This window comes from Maribellus luteus (assembly GCF_003576475.1).
GTDB classification, from domain to species: Bacteria; Bacteroidota; Bacteroidia; order Bacteroidales; family Prolixibacteraceae; genus Draconibacterium; species Draconibacterium luteum.
Window position 1 is genome coordinate 127,630 of sequence record NZ_QWGR01000013.1, and the last position, 17,866, is coordinate 145,495.

At 40.7% G+C, this 17,866-nt stretch carries 15 protein-coding genes; all 15 read right to left on the reverse strand.

Features of this window, described 5'->3' with window-relative positions; translation table 11 throughout:
- Nucleotides 1-218: 218 nt before the first annotated feature.
- The gene (locus tag D1614_RS18420) at nt 219-719 is read right to left on the reverse strand and encodes a secondary thiamine-phosphate synthase enzyme YjbQ (RefSeq protein ID WP_119439446.1); all 501 of its coding nucleotides are present in this window, start codon (nt 717-719) and stop codon (nt 219-221) included.
- An 11-nt stretch (nt 720-730) separates the two neighbouring features.
- Nucleotides 731-1,447: a triose-phosphate isomerase gene (locus D1614_RS18425; protein WP_119439447.1), complete on the reverse strand. Its 717-nt coding sequence runs from the start codon at nt 1,445-1,447 to the stop codon at nt 731-733.
- Nucleotides 1,448-1,490: 43 nt separating this feature from the next.
- Nucleotides 1,491-2,087, reverse strand: a complete 597-nt coding sequence (locus tag D1614_RS18430) for a KpsF/GutQ family sugar-phosphate isomerase (RefSeq protein WP_119439448.1) — start codon at nt 2,085-2,087, stop codon at nt 1,491-1,493.
- 21 nt (nt 2,088-2,108) lie between these two features.
- Nucleotides 2,109-2,894 (reverse strand): DeoR/GlpR family DNA-binding transcription regulator, encoded by a 786-nt coding sequence (locus D1614_RS18435; protein WP_119439449.1) that lies wholly within the window; start codon nt 2,892-2,894, stop codon nt 2,109-2,111.
- A 328-nt stretch (nt 2,895-3,222) separates the two neighbouring features.
- Nucleotides 3,223-4,587: an FGGY-family carbohydrate kinase gene (locus D1614_RS18440; RefSeq protein ID WP_119439450.1), complete on the reverse strand. Its 1,365-nt coding sequence runs from the start codon at nt 4,585-4,587 to the stop codon at nt 3,223-3,225.
- A complete protein-coding gene (locus D1614_RS18445; RefSeq protein WP_147384314.1) occupies nt 4,588-5,544 on the reverse strand; it encodes a hypothetical protein in 957 nt (318 codons plus the stop codon).
- A gap of 426 nt (nt 5,545-5,970) precedes the next feature.
- Complete coding sequence (locus D1614_RS18450) at nt 5,971-6,915, reverse strand: 6-phosphogluconolactonase (protein ID WP_119439452.1); 945 nt, start codon at nt 6,913-6,915, stop codon at nt 5,971-5,973.
- 29 nt (nt 6,916-6,944) lie between these two features.
- Nucleotides 6,945-8,114 (reverse strand): N-acetylglucosamine-6-phosphate deacetylase, encoded by a 1,170-nt coding sequence (locus D1614_RS18455; RefSeq protein ID WP_119439453.1) that lies wholly within the window; start codon nt 8,112-8,114, stop codon nt 6,945-6,947.
- A 40-nt stretch (nt 8,115-8,154) separates the two neighbouring features.
- On the reverse strand, nt 8,155-9,795 hold the full coding sequence (locus D1614_RS18460; RefSeq protein WP_119439454.1) for a sodium:solute symporter family transporter: 1,641 nt from the start codon (nt 9,793-9,795) through the stop codon (nt 8,155-8,157).
- A 24-nt stretch (nt 9,796-9,819) separates the two neighbouring features.
- Nucleotides 9,820-10,710, reverse strand: coding sequence for a dihydrodipicolinate synthase family protein (locus tag D1614_RS18465; protein ID WP_119439455.1), 891 nt, complete (start codon nt 10,708-10,710; stop codon nt 9,820-9,822).
- Nucleotides 10,707-11,144, reverse strand: a complete 438-nt coding sequence (locus D1614_RS18470) for a hypothetical protein (protein WP_147384315.1) — start codon at nt 11,142-11,144, stop codon at nt 10,707-10,709. The genes D1614_RS18465 and D1614_RS18470 overlap by 4 nt, the downstream gene beginning before the upstream one ends.
- Before the next feature lie 20 nt (nt 11,145-11,164).
- Nucleotides 11,165-11,650, reverse strand: coding sequence for a hypothetical protein (locus tag D1614_RS18475; protein ID WP_119439457.1), 486 nt, complete (start codon nt 11,648-11,650; stop codon nt 11,165-11,167).
- Between the two features lie 5 nt (nt 11,651-11,655).
- Nucleotides 11,656-14,439 (reverse strand): FG-GAP repeat domain-containing protein, encoded by a 2,784-nt coding sequence (locus D1614_RS18480; protein ID WP_119439458.1) that lies wholly within the window; start codon nt 14,437-14,439, stop codon nt 11,656-11,658.
- Between the two features lie 36 nt (nt 14,440-14,475).
- Complete coding sequence (locus D1614_RS18485) at nt 14,476-15,612, reverse strand: sialidase family protein (RefSeq protein ID WP_206610074.1); 1,137 nt, start codon at nt 15,610-15,612, stop codon at nt 14,476-14,478.
- 66 nt (nt 15,613-15,678) lie between these two features.
- Nucleotides 15,679-16,641 carry a tRNA wybutosine-synthesizing protein 4 beta-propeller domain-containing protein gene (locus D1614_RS18490; RefSeq protein ID WP_119439460.1) on the reverse strand — a complete coding sequence of 321 codons (963 nt, stop codon included), beginning with the start codon at nt 16,639-16,641 and terminating at the stop codon, nt 15,679-15,681.
- Between the last annotated feature and the right edge of the window lie 1,225 nt (nt 16,642-17,866).

A 17,866-nucleotide genomic window follows, 5' to 3' on the forward strand; every position in this document is an offset into this window, starting at 1 on the left:
TCCTATCAATTATAAATCATTATCAACAAAAGAAACAAAGCTGTAAAGATTGACCAACATAAAACTACTATTCAAATATTAATCTAAAACCAAACTATCATAACTATCCTAAAATTTAATCGATCACTCATTATTACAGCTTTGTTACACAAATACCAACATACCTTAACTAAGGTTATTCTAAAAAACTAGAATTCTAAACAAAAAAGTATCACTAATTATTCACCTATAATCTGTACCTCACAAACTCTTTTTCGTTCACGAATTTGATCCCAGTCAATAAAATATATAAATCCAAAATCTCCTAACGAGAGCTCTCCATCAACCAAAACAATGGTTTCTGATCGTCCGAAAAAAACGGAACGTAAATGAGCATCGGTGTTAAGACTTCCTTTGGGTTCTTCATCCGGGAAAGTAAGGGCAAACTCAATATGTTTCGGCCCGGGATGCATGTATTGCCCTTCATAGCGGCAGGTTGGGATCAATCTTTCCATAATGTTATTCAGATCCTGCTGTAAAAATTCGCGCCCAAAAAAATTAAGATCATGTGAACACTCTTGTGTCATAACCGAACAAGTTGTATGGTGGGAATAAACTACACATATCCCGTTTTTTACTCCCGATTCCTCTACAATTTTTTTAACGGCATCTGTTACATTATGAAAATCAGGTCTGTGATCTTTAGATTGAAGTTCAATTGTACCTCTGTAAACTGTCATTTTAAAGCCTCCTATAAGTATTTATTTGTTGTTTGTATTTCGTCCCAAGCAGTTCGAACAGCTTTTATCATCTCTTCCAACATTTCCTCGGGGTTGTTTGCTTTCATTATTCCACTAGTGGTGCCGGTTGCTTCAGCCCCTGCCTTTATTACATTGTAAACATCTCTTCCGTTAGAAATACCAGCGCCCTGCAGTACTTGTATTTCCGGATTTATTTGCTTTATCGCAGAAATCGTTTCCCTAATATACTCGTTGTCACTCGGTTGCCCGGTACCAATAAGTTCTGTTGGTTCTGCAACAATTATATTGGGAGAGAAATATGCAATTGCTTTAGCTTCTTCAATGGTATCCGCACATACGATCGAGATCAATCCAACTTCATCAGCACGCTTGATTGCTTTATACAAATCACTAATAGACATGGGTCTCTCTGCATGGTTTAGCATAACACCATGACCACCGGCTGCCTTTATTGCCTCGGGCAATACAGAACCAAGTCCGCGGCCAGTGCCAATCGGATCCATGTGTTGTGCAAATACAAGAACATTTTCCGTATTCTCAACCAGTAGCTTTATATCAGTATATTGCGGGGTTAGAATAATCCGGACATCGTATTTTCGTGCTGCTTCATCTGCCGCTTTTGCCAATTTCAGCATTCTTTCACCATACATAAATGCCTTGGGACCAATCTCAAAAAAAGGTGGTTTTATCACAATTCCTTTATACATAATTTAATCTGCTTTTCTGGGTCAAATAAACAATCATTAAACCTTACTGTGTGTTAAGCATTTTTCCAACTGCCCCTCCGGGATGGATCAAGGCAAATTGCTCAAGCTGGTAATCGGTTTCTTCCATAACAGCCCCCAGCATAGCATCGAACATTGCAACAGTTGCAATAAAACTGGAGGTTGCCATAATGTTATACTTATCACTTTCTCTTTTTATTTTTAGTTGAATGACGACCTGAGACTTTTCGGCCAAAGGAGAATGAAGGTTTTCGGTAACTCCGATCAGCACAGCTCCTTTTTTATTGCACACATCAATAACCGGAAGTAACTCAGCAGTTTTTCCTCCACGTGACACAATCACGACTGCGTCATTCTTTTTAATACATCCAAGTCCGCCGTGCAGCGCTTCAGCTGGACTAAGAAACTGCGCATTTCGTTCAATGCAACATAATGAATGGGCAAACTTTTTTGCAGCAATACCTGACGAACCACTGGCACAGGTTATTATCTTCGGACATGTACTCAAAATATCAACTGCCTTACCAAAACTAACTTCATCTAAGTATTCAAGAATACCGGAGATAGCTTTACTCTCAATTTCAAGAGATTCTCTTGCCAGAATCAGCGATTTCCTTTTCATCAGACAACAACTAAAAGTTTATCATTCATGAATCAATGAAACATTATTCTTCTGATACTTAGATATATACTTAAGGTCTAAATCATTATCAGTAATTACACAGTTTAAAATTGAATAAGGGGCAAATGTTACAAATGAATTCTTTTCTATTTTTGTTGAATCACAAAGTAAAAACACCTCATCTGCATTCTCAGCCATTTTTAATGTAATTGAAGCCTCTTTTTCATCATAAGAAGTTAGTCCTTTTGCCAGAGAGATACCATCAGCCCCTATAAAAGCCTTGTTGGCATGATATTGCCCGATGGTTCGTTCGGCCGAATGACCATAAACAGCTTTACGTTCATTAACTACTTCTCCGCCAATTATAATTAACTTAATATTGCTGAAATTAATAAGCTCAGAGATTATTGGTAATGAGTTGGTTATTACTGTCAACGACTCTTTTTTAGATATAAATTTTGAAAGAAAGGACAAAGTAGAACCACAATCAATAAAAATGATATCATTATCCTCGATGAACCTGGAAGCAATCTTACAGATATACTCCTTGTTCTCTTTGTTTTGATTCATTTTACTATTAAAAGTAAATAAATTTTCTGCTGCGGTATTTCGAATAGCACCACCATGTGTCCTGATCAACAACCCTTTTTCCTCCAATTCTGCCAAATCACGACGAATTGTGATTTCCGAAGCATTACAGTCATTAACAATCTCCTGCACAGTAACAGACTCATTGTCTTTTAAAAAATTTAAAATGATTTTTTTACGCGCTTCCGGAGTAGTAGTTTTTATTTTCTTACTGTTCATTTTATTATACTTAACTCTACATTATCAATTTTACACATGATTAAAACAATCACTTACGAACAAATTTAATCATTAATTTTTAATTTTCAGTAATATTCCTTTTACAATAAACTTCCTACACTAAAAAAAACAACAATTTAACATTGTTAATATGAATTACTTATTATCTCCTTCTCAACAGACTCAATGTGACCATTTTCAACAACTAACAAACACCCCTTTAAAAATGGTCAGTTCTTACGACTTGGGAAGACCACTTAACAACCTTTCATACAGAATATTACCATCTAACACCACATAAAAAACACTAAAAAACGAACAAACAGACCTAATCGTTTTCGTTATACCTAACCCAGGCAGACACAACTTTACTCCAGTCAACACTTTTATTCAATCCAGAGGCTCCAACTAAAGCAGCTCCCAAGCATGCGGTTTCACTACATTCAGGCGTATAAAAACCGGCATTAAGCCTATCTCTTTTGATGGCAATCCAAAGGCGACTTTGTGCCCCACCACCAGTGGAAATCACCCTCCCTGAAAAGTTCTCGTCCAAAATCCGGATTAACTTATTCAAACTTTCCGATGTAGATTCAAGGATGGCCCTCACAAAATGAGCATGTCCATGAAATGACCGGACACTCTCAAAGCCAGTTAACCCTGGGTATTTATTTGCACATGCCTTGGCAATCAATCCCTCGCTCCCACTCTTAATACTCTTTGCCATATCTAACAGCTCAGGAATTGTGAACTCAGAGGCAAAGTTTTTTTGGTACCACTCCAAGGCAAGTGCACCGTTATCATCAAAAGCCATCCGGAAATAATGACCGGCTTTTACCCCCGGAGCAGAGCAGCAGTCAACATCAGCAGAGTATTTATCGGAATAGCCAACACAGGCCAACACCGTTCCTGTGGACTCACAAATATTATTGTTTTGAATTATTCCACTGCCGATTGCGGCACAATGATGATCCAAACCACCGAGATAAAAAGGAATACCCTTTACAAGCCCGGTGAGTTCTGCCCCTGCTCCCGTTAATGCACCAACAAAACTTCCTGTTCTTTGAAGTACCGGCAATAAATCCTCGTTCAAAGAGAGCATATCCAATGACTTACTCCACCAGCGGCATTCGGTAACATCAAGCAAACCTGTCATTGAAGCGGTACTCAAATCCGACACCTTTTTTCCGGTTATGCTGAAAGTCAGAAAATCAGATATAGTAAGTACACTTTCCACCTGTTTCCACAATTCCGGATGCTCCTGCTGAAACCACCTTATTTTGGCAATTGCAAACTCAGAACTAAGCTCTATGCCCAGCCCTGTTTTTTCTCTAAAATCTTCTCCTTTAAGAAATTCTAAACCTGATGGAAAAATACTTTGCGCTCTTCTATCAGGCCACAAAATCAACGGAGTTAAGGGCTTCCCCTCTTCATCCAACAAAATAAAGCTATTAGCCTGCGATGAATAAGACAGAGCACTTATTGCCTTCGGAATAATTCTCGCTTCTTTTACTGCATCTCCAATGCAAATTCGTAAAGTCTCCCAAAAAACAGCAACAGGTAACTCGCAAATGGAGCCATCTCCTGTTTCTTTTCTGACAAACCGGCGCCCCAATCCTTTAAGCCGGCCAGCCTCATCAAAAATGCCAGCCTTAAAGTAGCTGGTACCCATATCTATTCCGAGGAAAAAACTCATTTACGCTTTTGTGTTAATTAATCTTACTGTTTCATCCACCAAAATCTTTCCCGAAGCATAGTGGAAAATTGAATTCGATGCTTCATAAAACCCGTTGTTTTCTGCTTCCTCTGTGGCAATATACCCTTGTAATTCCCCATTAGCCAGTGTAATCAGGAACGTATTTTTCACTATCTTTTTTAATGTCTTGGCATATTCGATAAATATCTCTCCGGGCCATGCCACGAAGCACCAGTCGCCGATTTTAAATATTTGAATTTCGGCCGGCAAACATGATGTATAAACCTGCTCAAGTGCTCCTTTTTCTGCCAATTTTGAGAGATAGAATAATTCTTCAGCTCCAAACCAGTCGACCTCAGCCGTCCTTATTTCCTGGGTGTTGCCTGATGTTTTTCTCAAGCGTTCAAATCGCTCAAGAAATTCATCCCTATGTTTTTCTGCTTTTTTAACATCAGGAAATTGCCTTTTGGGCAGATCAACAAAAGTTTGGGAACAAGCCACCGAAACATCAGACAAATAATCAAGTCCGGTGTTTATTTTTCGTCCGATAGCATCTGCAACTATTTTTCCAATACGATGAGCCTCGGCAAAAGTATTTTCTCGGGTCACGTGTCGCGGGCTTTGATTTCCTGCAGCACCTGTAAAATATACAATCGGGCACTCGCAACCGAAATATTCTTTTTGCAAAACATCCCTGACATAAGCCGGAAAGTCACTACTAACCAAAGTTGAGTCTTCGTGCAATATGGTCGGGTGCATATGACAAACCAACATGCAACCAATCATTTTGTCATTCAAATTTTTCAGTACAACAACCGGGACATCCATATCTGCCGGACCTGCGGGATCATGGCGATTGGTTCCTACCCCGGTTCCATCAGCTACCAGAAACCCTGCCTTTGCCGGACAAGCATTCTGATAAGCAAGACAAGCCGCTTCGATTGATTTATCTTCCATGTAGCGAACGTATTCGTCGTCGACTTTAGGCACTACCGGATCATTCGAACTACTTATATAGTCAAGGGTAACCGGTCCCGAGTGGGTATGCGTGGCAGCAATCATAACAGATGAAGCAGGAATCCCCGTTCGCTCACTAATTTTTGTCCGAACCCGTTCGGCCGATGCTTTACTGATAAAAATAACATCATTGGAGATAAACAGGGAGTGATTCTCCCCATCAAAAAGATACAAGGCCGAGCTCAACAAGCAGTCGTTAACTCCCGTGCTGATTCTTTCAACAAACGGGTACCCAAAAAGGAAACACGGTTTTAGCGGAGTTATATTGGTTGTAGCCGCCCCGGCAAGCAAACCAGTTGCTTCATTTTCAACATTTTTCATCTCAATTCTTCTTTTCAAAAATTCACTAATCCTCCCCCAAAAGCACTAATATCCTTTATTCCAATCTGTTTCAATATTTTGGGCAATGGTTTCAGAAACAAATACATCGGTTCTTAATGTTTGAAGAATTGATTCCGGCACCAACGGTGTTACCGGCCCATGCAGTACAAGCCGCGAAACAGAACGCTGCCATGCCGTGCTGGTTCCGTGAACACTGATCGTATGCATATCAAACCGATGCTTCGAGTTAATAACATCGCGCGGACCAATAGTTGCAGCCTTGGGAGGCACTGCGGCAAGGTTTCCACTTTTCCCAAAACTGCCATGAAGGGAATTCTGAGCAAGAGTAAACGGACTCAAGCTACAAACCCTGGCCCCCATTTGCTTCCATTCTTCCAGCGGAGCCTGGAATTCCGGGGCATCCGGTTCGATGAATGCCAGGTGACCTGTCCAGCCTGGACCACTGTAACAAACATCTGCCCCACCCGCATCTTCAATCATTTGGCTGTAGTGGTTTATATTTTTATTGGTAAAACCAACAATTTGGTTTTTGGGTGGTCTCAGCTTTTCTTCGATTTCATAATAAAAATATTTCATCATGGCATGTGTAAAGCCAAACTCCCAGTTCTCCGGCGCAATATTCCCGTTTTCGTCGGCATATTCATCCATAGCAAAAGCGTAAACATTTTTGCAATCAATATTACAGGCATTGATTAGGCGAGCCAAATGACGATAAGAAGGTGCAGGGTTCGGCAAAATCATAACTAACTTTTCACTGGTTTCTGCCGAATGCCTGATTCTTTTAAACATATCTGTAACCCATATAAATTCCGCATCGCTATCAGGAACGACACGTATTTTAAACGCTGGATTATCATGTTTTTCAATATCTTCTCTTCTTATTTTTAGTGCCCGTTCAATTTCCTTTTTGTCTCTGAAAGGAACCCATGGTGAAGGGCTGAATTCAAATACATTATTTTCGTTCTTCATCTTTTTACATTTAATAAAGATTCGACCAGTTATACGTTAAAATATTGTCTCCCTGCTATCCATGTTTGTATTACGTTTAGCTGTTTATCAAGAATGACAAAATCGGCATCGTAACCATCCACTAATTTTCCTTTTCTGTGTCCCAATCCAATAGTCTCTGCCGGATAAGTGCTTGCCATTTTTACCGCTTCGGACAAATCAATATCCAGCCAGGCAATCGCATTTCTTACTGCTTGATCCATGGTCAAACCGCTTCCGGCCAACACGTTTTCTTTCACCAATCTTGCCGGCGCTCCTTTATAAGCAAACTCAATTTCGCCACTGTTCCCAAAAGTAAAACGCCCCGGCTCAAGCCCAGCTCCTACATTTGAATCTGTAATCAGGCACACTCTGCCCGGACCTTCCGACTTACAGGCCAACGCCATTTTTACGGCTACCGGGTCCACATGAACCCCGTCCAGGATAAAATCGACACTGACCCTTTTGTCAGCCAGTACAGCCTCAACCGCCCCACAGGGCCGCACCCCGGGTTCGGTTACTGCAGGACATGGAAAAACGTCGTAAAAATGTGTAGCATGACACACGCCCAGCTCAATAGCTTCCTGCGTTTCTTTTACCGTGGCAGCAGTGTGCGTCATAAATGCGGGGGTATTGTCCTGAGTCATTAAAGGCAATAATTTGTCAATGCCTTCCACGTCAGGCGACACACTAAAAATAGCCCGATAAGGTTTGGCTGCCTGAATGAGTGCTTCAACCCTCGAAGTATCGGATTGTGAAATAGATTCAGAAGACAAAGAACCTGTTATTTTTAAGAACGGCCCTTCAAGATGGAAGCCGAGAATTTCAGCTCCCTCCTTTTTTATTGCAGATAGTTCGGATAAAAATGCAGCATCTTCACCCTTCCGGCGGGGAGCAACAGTCGGCAAAAAGCCAGTCACCCCGTATTGTGGTAAATTCCGGCATATTTCCTGCAGGTCATCCGGTCCGTTATCCACCAGGGCATATTGGATACCGTGCATGTGCAGATCAATAAACCCGGGAACAATATAAAAATCACTCACATCCAGCACTTCACCTTCACAAGCAACATCTCCGACAGCCTGAATCTTTCCATTTTCAATCCGGATAGCTCCTTCGAGGATACCTCCCGGAGTAATTATCCGGCCTTTTATAGTAAACATCTGATCTTCCAACATCATTTTCAGTTCTTATTATTTAATCACCCTTGCATAAATTATTTCACACAATTAACAAAAAAATTATCACCCAAGGAATCAGCAACACAAGCCCCCAAAGCGTAGCTTTTTTCATTCGCATGTGAGAAAATAATGAGTTAAAGAATAAACTGCTAATTACCGAGACCAACAGAGAAACAATTGCGATCCACAAAAACGATAACGGCGGATTACCCGTGACTACATCCCAGAAACCTATCAAAAAAGCCACTATAAAACCATATACTGAGCCCATTACAACACCAAAAGGCTTTGCGTTTTTAATAAAAAGTGCATTCAAAAAAAGATTAAACAAGGGTGCTATAAATAGCCCATTCGTTTTTGCAGTTACTTCAACTATATTACCCGGTACAATCTGAATAATCAGACTCAAGAGAATAACTACAACACCAATAAGAACACTAACGATTCTTATATTTCGAAGACTATCGTTCTTCGCATAATTCTTAAAAACCAAAGGCAATATATCTGCGGTTAATATTGACCCCATCGAATTTACTCCGGACGACAAACTTGACATTGAAGCAGAGAACAAGGCGGCTATCACCAATCCAGACATTCCTACAGGGAACTGCGTTGCAATAAAATGCGGAAATAAAAAATCCTTGCTTACCTCAGATCCTGTTTCAGAAGGCAACAAATCAGGATAAACATTATAAAATCGCATCACCGAGAATCCGACAAACATCAACAAAATGGTAATTACAACCAACCCAGATTGAGTATACAGAAATGTTCTTCTTGCTGACTTTAGATCTTTAGTGGACAGAAAACGCTGAATAGCCATCTGATCAGAGCCTGTTGTACAAAGCCACCATGCAATATTATTGAAAAATGCAAAAATGATCGTCAACCTAACATAAGGATCAAAACTGATAAAATCAACGCGCTCCCAGTTCCCTGCCCATGAATCAGGAATCAATGTAAACACTCCTCCCAATTGAACAGCAACAATCCCAATAGCCAATATGGCACCAAGCAACAATATAAAAAACTGAATTACATCTGTAACCAAAACAGCTTTCAGTCCACCCATTGTAGTATAAAAAATAGTAATGGCCCCCAAGGCAATTGTTATCACAAGAATATAACTTTCATCCCATCCAAGCATAACGGTCATGGCTTTTGAAGCCAGAAATATTAACAATGCCATCCATAAAAAACGGGTAACGATAAAGAGCACAGAACCAAGTTGCCTGACGTTTTTCCCCAATGGTCTCTCAAGTATCTCATAAGCGCTTATTATTTTCAGGTTCATAAAAAACGGGATAATAAAATAGCTGGCTATAAAATATATTATGGGAGCTCCAACAACAGCAGCCAAGGCAAAAACAGGCCCATACTGGATTACTTCTCCGGCTATTGCCAAATACGAAATAGCACTAAAGAAAGATACGTACAATGAAATCCCTGACAGAATTGGGTGCACTGAACGCCCTCCAAGATAATAATCCTCCTTGCTCTTTTGTCGGGAAGAATAATACCAGCCAATTCCTATTAGCAACATTGCGTATAAGAATAAAATACTCCAGTCAAGAACACTTATATGACTATGTAATACTTTCTGAACTATTATAATATCTGCGATACATTGTAATTTAATACTGGCGAGTAAATCGCAGCAAACACTCAAGTTAATTAACATAATTTCAAGGTATACAAAAGGTAATTAGATCTCTTTTATTTCTTTCATAACGTCATAAATTTCCAACTTAAGCGTTTCCGAAATTGGAACATCGTAATCTGCCTGATAATTACCGGGGCAGCCTATCAGTTCCATAGCATAAGAATAGGCCGAGAATATATTACCCTTCACCAAGGTATTTCGTAACAAAAGAATATTATCCAGATACCGGGAACATTCATCTAGACTTCCCTCATCAGCACTTTTATACAATTTACCCGTATTTACAGGGGTACAAGTAAACATACCATCGAGATTTTTGCCAATACCCGCGTGAATGGCCATATCAAATAAATCAAGACCACTGTAAAACACCGAAAAATCATCATGCCGGTAATTCTTCCGTTGCATTTCCTGAATTAAAGCCAGATTAGCCGTTTTTATCCCTTTTATATTTGGAATATCGGCAAGAGCCTCCATCACACCGAACGACACCGGCGATTGCGTTACAGGAGGTAAGTCATACATATAAACAGGATATTTTGACTTTACTGACAGCAATCGAAAAAAGCTAACAATCTCACCTGCATTCAATTTATGATAGTAAGGGACGGTTGCTACTACACCATCAATATCAATATTCCCCAGTGCTTCAATCCGATCCAGCACCCTCGAAACGGAACAATCCATCACTCCTACCATCAAAGGCAATCTTTGTTTAACAACTTTAACACATTGCACGGCCACGTTGGAATACTCACTGTTCCTGATGCTTGCCATTTTACCCATTGACCCCATACAAAGAACTCCTTTGGCCCCGGATTCAATCATCAGTTCAATCTGCTTTCCAAAACTATTTACCATCAGATTCCCCTCGGCATTTGTAGGAGTCCCCAGCGCCGGGTAAAATCCGTCTTTCATTTTTTTGTTTATCATTTTTTAGGTTGTTTAATTCGTATACTACAACTTGCATTATCGCAATCAATTTCATGTTCGTATGTGAGCCCCTGTTTCTCAACAATGGGTTTGTATAAAGCCGGACAATGATCACAGTAAGCATGATGAGGATTCATATGTTTCATTTGCAAAAGCATTCCTTTAGAAGGACATTTATGCATTTCAATACTAAACTCGCCCTGCCCTTCATCTAAAATCATTGTAAAATCCGCAGCTTCTTCATTTAATGAATGCGACCAATAAGTATAGCAACCCGCTAATCCCTCTTCCTCTATTAACTTCTGAAGTGAATTTTTCAAATATGAGTCGGACAACTCGCTCCAAAATTTTTCCAGTTCTTCGCGGCCTCCCATCGACTCGATGAACTTAAAACCTTCGCTATATGCCGGTATAAATTCTGTACATGAAATCATTTCTTTCTCTTTTTGTTTGATTAGTTCTTTTCTTTCCGCCTAAATACTTGCTTGCAGGCACCTGTTTCTTCATCGAAATATTCCAGTTCGTACTCAAAAGCCGTACTCTCACATAACCTTTGATAGACTGTATTGTAGGTTTCGAGATAATACGGACAAGGTGTTTCACCTTTCTCCTTAATTTGAGTTATACCAGGACAAGCATCCTGTACGATTTCCAGAAAATCAGCTTCACAGTTAATTTTTACAGGCCACTCTTCCTTTTTATAAATGTCAGCAAAGTATTTACACAGCGTACTTAAATCCCCTGACATCAATTCATCACTAAGGGGCTTGTGATAAGCATCTGTATACTGAATCAAATAATTAACCATCTCCTTTTTGCCAAAGGTTTCATAGATATACTTCAACAATATATTCATTGACACATGAAAGTCTTTATGCAAATATTTATTATCCGAGGCCTTACGCGTCATCACCTTTCTTCCCGGCACTGTTTTGTCCATAATTCTTATTGTATTTTAATCTTGACTTCATCCAAAACTGGATAACAATCTCCATTCTCTGATCTAAAAATTGCCTTATACTGAATGACTCTGTCTTCCTTTCCCAACTCAAATCGTCCCGAATCATTAACTTTTATCCACTTACTATCGTCCAGCTCTTTCCTGTCTTTTGCAGAGCGAACTTCAAACTCCAATTCTGAGCCATTTTTCACCAGCCCGTTAAAATCAAGACTACCACTTTTCCTGCTTCTGTTCCATTGAAAAACGGAAGATTCATACGTCTGCGACCATTCCCGGTTGTATACATTCCCCATATCGGTGTTTTGCGACCAGTGAGGGCCACTGGTTGGCAACTCGGTAATACGGGGATTTTTAAACCTGTTTCCATCATTGTAAAAAACTTTCGATTTGGCATTATGACTGCCGAGCGCCGTGTGGTTGGCCACCGCGATATCGATTTTCCCATCGTTGTCATAATCGGCAGCCATCCCTTGTGCTGCAGAATTATTAAACAGCTCCGAACGGTTATTTTCGCCGTAGCCGGCGCTGCTCCCCCAGTACAGATAACAAGGGAGATTATCGCGAACAAGCTCCCCGTGGTAATGCGGGAGGAAAATATCGAGATATTTATCGTCATCGAAATCGGCAATAACAGGCCCCAGTCCGGCAAAACCCGGCAACCACTGAGCATTTGCATGATTGAATCCAGCATTGCTCCCCCAGAAAATATAGGTTCCCATGTCGAAATGATTGTTGTTTGCAACATCGCTGTATGAGCAGGCAAGCATATCCAGCCATCCGTCGCTATTCAGGTCTGCCGTGTTCAAATCGATCGGGCTCGGCACATCTATTTCCTTACGGTTTTCAAAATCAAATCCCGATTTGCTCCCGTAGAAGATACGCACCATGGACTCGCCATAAACATTCACGGCGATATCGAGCCATTCATCGTTATCATAGTCTGCCAACTGAATACCCGTTGATCTGCCAGGACATGGAATCTCAACCCGTTTTTCCCGGGTGTATCCATCCTTTCCTCCATAATAAATAACTACCGTGGTTTTGAGCCCACTCATATTAAAAGCGCCAACCACCAAATCGAGATAACCATCTTTATTGAGATCGGCTGTATTACTGGACGCAACAAAATCTTCTGACAATATGGAGCGCCCTTCTTTGCTAAAATCCATTCCCTTTGAACTTCCCCAGAAAATATTGGCACCTCCCCATGGGTCGTCCTTGTGCCCATGATGTTTCGCGCCCAGTATAATCATATCAGTAAAACCATCAGCATTAAAATCAGCAACCGTCGATTCGTAAGAACTACTCATAAAAATTTCGGTTCGTTTTTGCACACTGAAACCATCCGTACTTCCCCAATAGATAGATGCAGGAACGGCTTCGCGCACTGTGCCTTCTTTACTATTGCTGAAAACAAGCAAATCTTTGTTGTTGTCCGGATCAGGAAAAGCATAGGCATTCATCGCGCCACTCGTTCTTATGCCGTTCGCTCCTTTTTCAAATTGTCGTCCACCTTTTCCGTAGTAGATCACCGATTGGGCGGTAAAGGTTAAACGATCCCTGTTTATTGCAACTGCAATGTCGCGCTTCCCGTCACCGTCGAAATCGCCGACTGCCGTGGCGCTAATGTATTCCGCGGACAGGGTTGTCATATCATCAACAGAAAAGCCTTTTTCTTGCCCCCACAATATATGAGCAGCCTTCCCCGATGATTCACCAGCGCCACCATATTCACCGGCAGGGCCAATCCGTTGCTCGAAGTAACTTAAAACAATATCATTTTGCCCATCAGCATCGACATCCGCAATCACGATATTCGATGCTTTAACTGCGTTTACTTCCTGAATTTGTCCCCATGAGCGGTCGCCCGATGAAGAAATTATATAGATTGAATCACGACTCGTTCCCACAACCAAATCGGTTTTATTGTCTTTATTGACATCGCCGGAAACAATGGTTAACCCATCTTTCCCAACAGGACAAATCAAGCTGGAAGTTTCGATGCTATCCTTATCTGTTTTGAGAGATGAACCCCATAGAATCGTAATCGTAGAATCTGCTCCTAATACTGCGACATCATCTCTTCCATTTCCATCATAATCGCCGGAGGTTATACTTTTGGCTGAAGCAATTCCCAGATCGCGAAACCGTTTATTGACGAAACCTCGTTCACTGCCCCAATAAATCCTGACGATTCTACCTGAAGGCTGACCAACAATCCAGGCCGCACTGTTCAATGTCACGATATCGGGCCATTGATCACCGTTTAAATCGGCAATCGCAAGTTCGGTGATCAGATTTCCAGGTAAATGGCCTGTTGTACGGGTAACCGGCCAGCCATCTTTCCCCCCGTATATAATTGAAACGAAATTACGCGTCCCCTGAATACCGTTAAAATTCGGAACAAAAACCAGGTCAACATAACCATCTTTATTCAAGTCGCTCGACCTCACTTGCAGAGTGCCAGGATAAGCAATATCTGATTCGACCACTGTCCGGTCGGGCATAACATCAGCCAGCGTTGACGGCAGATTATCCACCTGGTCATGCGTATTGCAAAAAAGCAAATCTATAAATCCATCATCATTGTAGTCAAACCGATGAATCGTTCTTACTTTGCCATCAGAACTCACATATATATTATTTCCTGAAGCATCTAATTTTCCATCAGCAAAATCCTCAAACGAATCTTCAATCCACTCCTGTGCCATCCCATAAGGACTTAGCATAATCAGCATGAAAGAAAAACATATCACTCTAATTGTCATCGCTTTATATGTTTAAATATTTTACGCATTCAACATTCAATTATATAACCACAACTTATCCATGAGCGTAAGCTCTGTCACTGACAATCCTGTTCCCTGAGAACTGCTTCCGGCACAATTGCTCAATAAAATATGTTGGTCATCCACAAAATGAATAGCAGTATAACAGTACCAACCATCCGGATCGGTATCAATATTTTTAATATAATCCCATGTTTTTCCCTCGTCTTTCGAGATTGCTGTTGTCAGCGGGGTTCTTTGTCCTTTTATTTCCGGATTCGAACCACCGTTATTATTCCACACTAGCAACAAATCCCTTGTCACAGGTATTCTTTCGATAGTAGCAGGAGACAAAGGTGAAGGAATATTGCTTGTTTCAATATGACTCCAGGTTTCTCCTCTATCGGAAGAAAAAGACAATTGCTGAAATCCACCGGTTGCCCGGATGTACATCATTAGCCGCCCGTCTTTTAATTCAATCAGCCCAGGCTCCTGCGTGATGATGTCGGTGGCATTTGGCACTTTTGTGCTGGAATACCATGAGATGCCATTATCGTCAGAATAATAGCTGAATAAATCGCCTTGACTATTCCATTTCCCTTCAGGCGTATTGTGCAAAGCCACAGGCATAATTAATCTCCCATCTTTAAGCTGAATAACACGGTCGTTATTTAGTACGAAATAACCTTTCCTGTCGGCAATACAGGGAACAGGCTCGCTCCAGGTTTTTGCCTCATCCCTGGAGATACGCATCATCGGAATGCAATCTTCAGCTGAATTCTTCCGAAGGTAAAACAGTGCAATTTCTCCGTTTTGTAAGCGCAACAGCGAAACCGACATTACATTCATTTCGCCTTCATTAGGAATAATCATTTTATCCTCACTGGTCCATGTTTTACCTCCATCAACTGAATAACGTCCGGCTAAAAATGCAGGGGCATCGTCACTTGAAGAATCTCCGGTGTACCGGCTATATACATATAGAATTCGTCCGTCTTTTAGAGTTACAAAATCGCCTTCGCTGTTACGGGGGTTGTTTTCAGAAGGCGATAATTTCAGCACCGTCTTTGGTTCCGGGATGTCTGTAACTTTTTTTACTTCATTAGAGCAAGCTAACACAAACAAAAGCGCAGAAATAATAAACAATGTATTTCTCGACAGATCAAATCTCAAGATACTGCTGCTTTTCATAATTGTCCACTTTTACTATTCGTACAAACTCTTTATACCAGCAACTCACTATACTTCCTTTATTGATTTTACCTCAATAACTGAAATCTTTTCTGTTCGGTTTTTATTTGAGTCGGGCTCTCCTCCAATCATCCAAAAAATTGTATCTGCAACTTTTATTAGTGGAGCAGTAGTCGAAGGGCTAAGCAAACGCCCCGTTTTCGTCACAGAAGAATCTTTCAGATTGACAATCCAAATGCCATCATGTATAGTTCCATCTGCTCTTCCCGTTAATAGAATATGATCATCATCTATTTGCTTACTCGCCCAGGCATAGCCCTCTAAAGGCAAATCGGGCAATCTCTCCCATTTGTCCTCATCCGCACAGTAGCGATATAAATCACTAAGAGGAGTCGCCGGAGAACCTTCCCCAAGTCCCCCAATCACATACAAATATTTTCCACAGGTAACCAAAGCAGGCAATATCCTTCCGACGCCTGGAACAGAGTTACATTCTTTCCATCCTCGATCATTATGATTAAGATCCAGGCACCACATGTTGTTTACTGACTGATTTCCTATAGAACCACAGGCGACATAAAACTTATTATCAAAGATCACCCCTGCACCATACATCACACCTTCCGGTAAATCCGGCAAAGACTTCCATGCACCTTCCATATCCAGAGAGCTCAACCAATAAACTTCCTTTTCCCCATAGCTCCCGTCACGCGTCCCGCCTGCCAAATAAAATCCAGTAGCATCATGGTCGTACATCGCATAGGCCAATGCCTTTGGCAAATCAGGTCCTTCGATCCATTTTCTATCCTTATGCACAATCATGCTCTTCAACCAGTGTTTGGTAGTTTTATCATTACTCCAGTTGGTTCCACCCGCAATAAACACCTCACCGTTAAGCACACCTCCAACATGTCCGGCCCGGACATACTCAACCGGAAGAGATACTCCTTCTGCAACAGTAATTTGAAACTGATTTTTTAAATCCTTATGATTTCCGCCCACTAATTCCATGTTATTTAATTTTGCTCTTAACACGACTGAATTTTGAAAATCCCTTTTCTCTTGTCAAACTTCCAGAAATACTATTAAAGTCTCGCCCCTACTACCAGAAAACATCCTATAATATTCAGACAAATTTTTCTTTTAATATTGACTAAATAATTGATGCAATCTCCCCTACAAGAACTCTCAATCCACCTGTTCTGTAATAAATTCTTTCCCCTCCGTTTGCTACAACACTTAGGAAATAAACAATTCTTCTCTGTCTTCAATTTTGATTATAGCAAACAAATATAATCATAAACAAACACAAACAAACAGACAGCATTAAAAATATAATACGTTTCGACCACAAAAACAATCAACAACAGACTAGAGAAACACAAACAACACGCTCAATAACAGGCCAATAACCAGCGAACATTTTCGAATCAAAAAAAGATACAGACAATCACAAGATTACCACATTTAAAGCCCCAAGAATCACTTTCCCAAAATCATCACCCTTTCAAGGACGGCGATTTTAGTAGCAGAACAAACAAGTCTTACCAGCCAAGACGAACTATCATAGCAGATATTACGAGCTTACAACTGAGACAGGAATAACATTTCAAAAAGTGAAGTCAAACATGTCCCGTCAACCTCAATGGCACTATAACTATTCTTCATAAAATGGGAATAGATCGCTGCTAATTGTTTCCCACTTTATTACTGCAAGTTTCATGACATAAACAGAAGAAAAAAAGGTTCCCCACCGCATTCCTAGTTGATTGTAATTCACCAACTGCTCCCCATAACAGACACAAGATTGGAGAATGCTCATTTGCTATACTTATCCTCAACAATAACTATCAGCGGCTTGCAAGCACTACAGTCCATATCTGTATACCAATGACACTCTCGTTATCGCCAGGAAAATATCTGAGCAACAAGTTTTGCTTTAGCGACTAAAACAATAATTCAAATTACAGCATTTCTTGTATATCTGGACTACTTTTCTGTCGTCAACTCAAAAGTAGGCAACCCGGCTTGGGCCAATAACACAACTGCCTTCAGACCCCACCCAACACCTACATAACCAAATATTTACCACAAGACTATGGTTTAGAATTATATTGATTACCTGAAAAACAATTCGTTTAGTGTAAAATTCTACTTGCTGTTTCCTGTCCAAATGTTTCGCTCAAGCGGTGTTGATACCGGAGACTGAGACGGAATGTAAAAAACGCCGTTTTCC

Bases quoted from the DNA above. Each gene is read 5' to 3' on its own strand.
- D1614_RS18420 (WP_119439446.1), bottom strand. From the start codon at position 719: ATGACAGTTTACAGAGGTACAATTGAACTTCAATCTAAAGATCACAGA.
- D1614_RS18425 (WP_119439447.1), bottom strand. From the start codon at position 1,447: ATGTATAAAGGAATTGTGATAAAACCACCTTTTTTTGAGATTGGTCCC.
- D1614_RS18430 (WP_119439448.1), bottom strand. From the start codon at position 2,087: ATGAAAAGGAAATCGCTGATTCTGGCAAGAGAATCTCTTGAAATTGAG.
- D1614_RS18435 (WP_119439449.1), bottom strand. From the start codon at position 2,894: ATGAACAGTAAGAAAATAAAAACTACTACTCCGGAAGCGCGTAAAAAA.
- D1614_RS18440 (WP_119439450.1), bottom strand. From the start codon at position 4,587: ATGAGTTTTTTCCTCGGAATAGATATGGGTACCAGCTACTTTAAGGCT.
- D1614_RS18445 (WP_147384314.1), bottom strand. From the start codon at position 5,544: ATGGAAGATAAATCAATCGAAGCGGCTTGTCTTGCTTATCAGAATGCT.
- D1614_RS18450 (WP_119439452.1), bottom strand. From the start codon at position 6,915: ATGAAGAACGAAAATAATGTATTTGAATTCAGCCCTTCACCATGGGTT.
- D1614_RS18455 (WP_119439453.1), bottom strand. From the start codon at position 8,114: ATGATGTTGGAAGATCAGATGTTTACTATAAAAGGCCGGATAATTACT.
- D1614_RS18460 (WP_119439454.1), bottom strand. From the start codon at position 9,795: ATGTTAATTAACTTGAGTGTTTGCTGCGATTTACTCGCCAGTATTAAA.
- D1614_RS18465 (WP_119439455.1), bottom strand. From the start codon at position 10,710: ATGATAAACAAAAAAATGAAAGACGGATTTTACCCGGCGCTGGGGACT.
- D1614_RS18470 (WP_147384315.1), bottom strand. From the start codon at position 11,144: ATGATTTCATGTACAGAATTTATACCGGCATATAGCGAAGGTTTTAAG.
- D1614_RS18475 (WP_119439457.1), bottom strand. From the start codon at position 11,650: ATGGACAAAACAGTGCCGGGAAGAAAGGTGATGACGCGTAAGGCCTCG.
- D1614_RS18480 (WP_119439458.1), bottom strand. From the start codon at position 14,439: ATGACAATTAGAGTGATATGTTTTTCTTTCATGCTGATTATGCTAAGT.
- D1614_RS18490 (WP_119439460.1), bottom strand. From the start codon at position 16,641: ATGGAATTAGTGGGCGGAAATCATAAGGATTTAAAAAATCAGTTTCAA.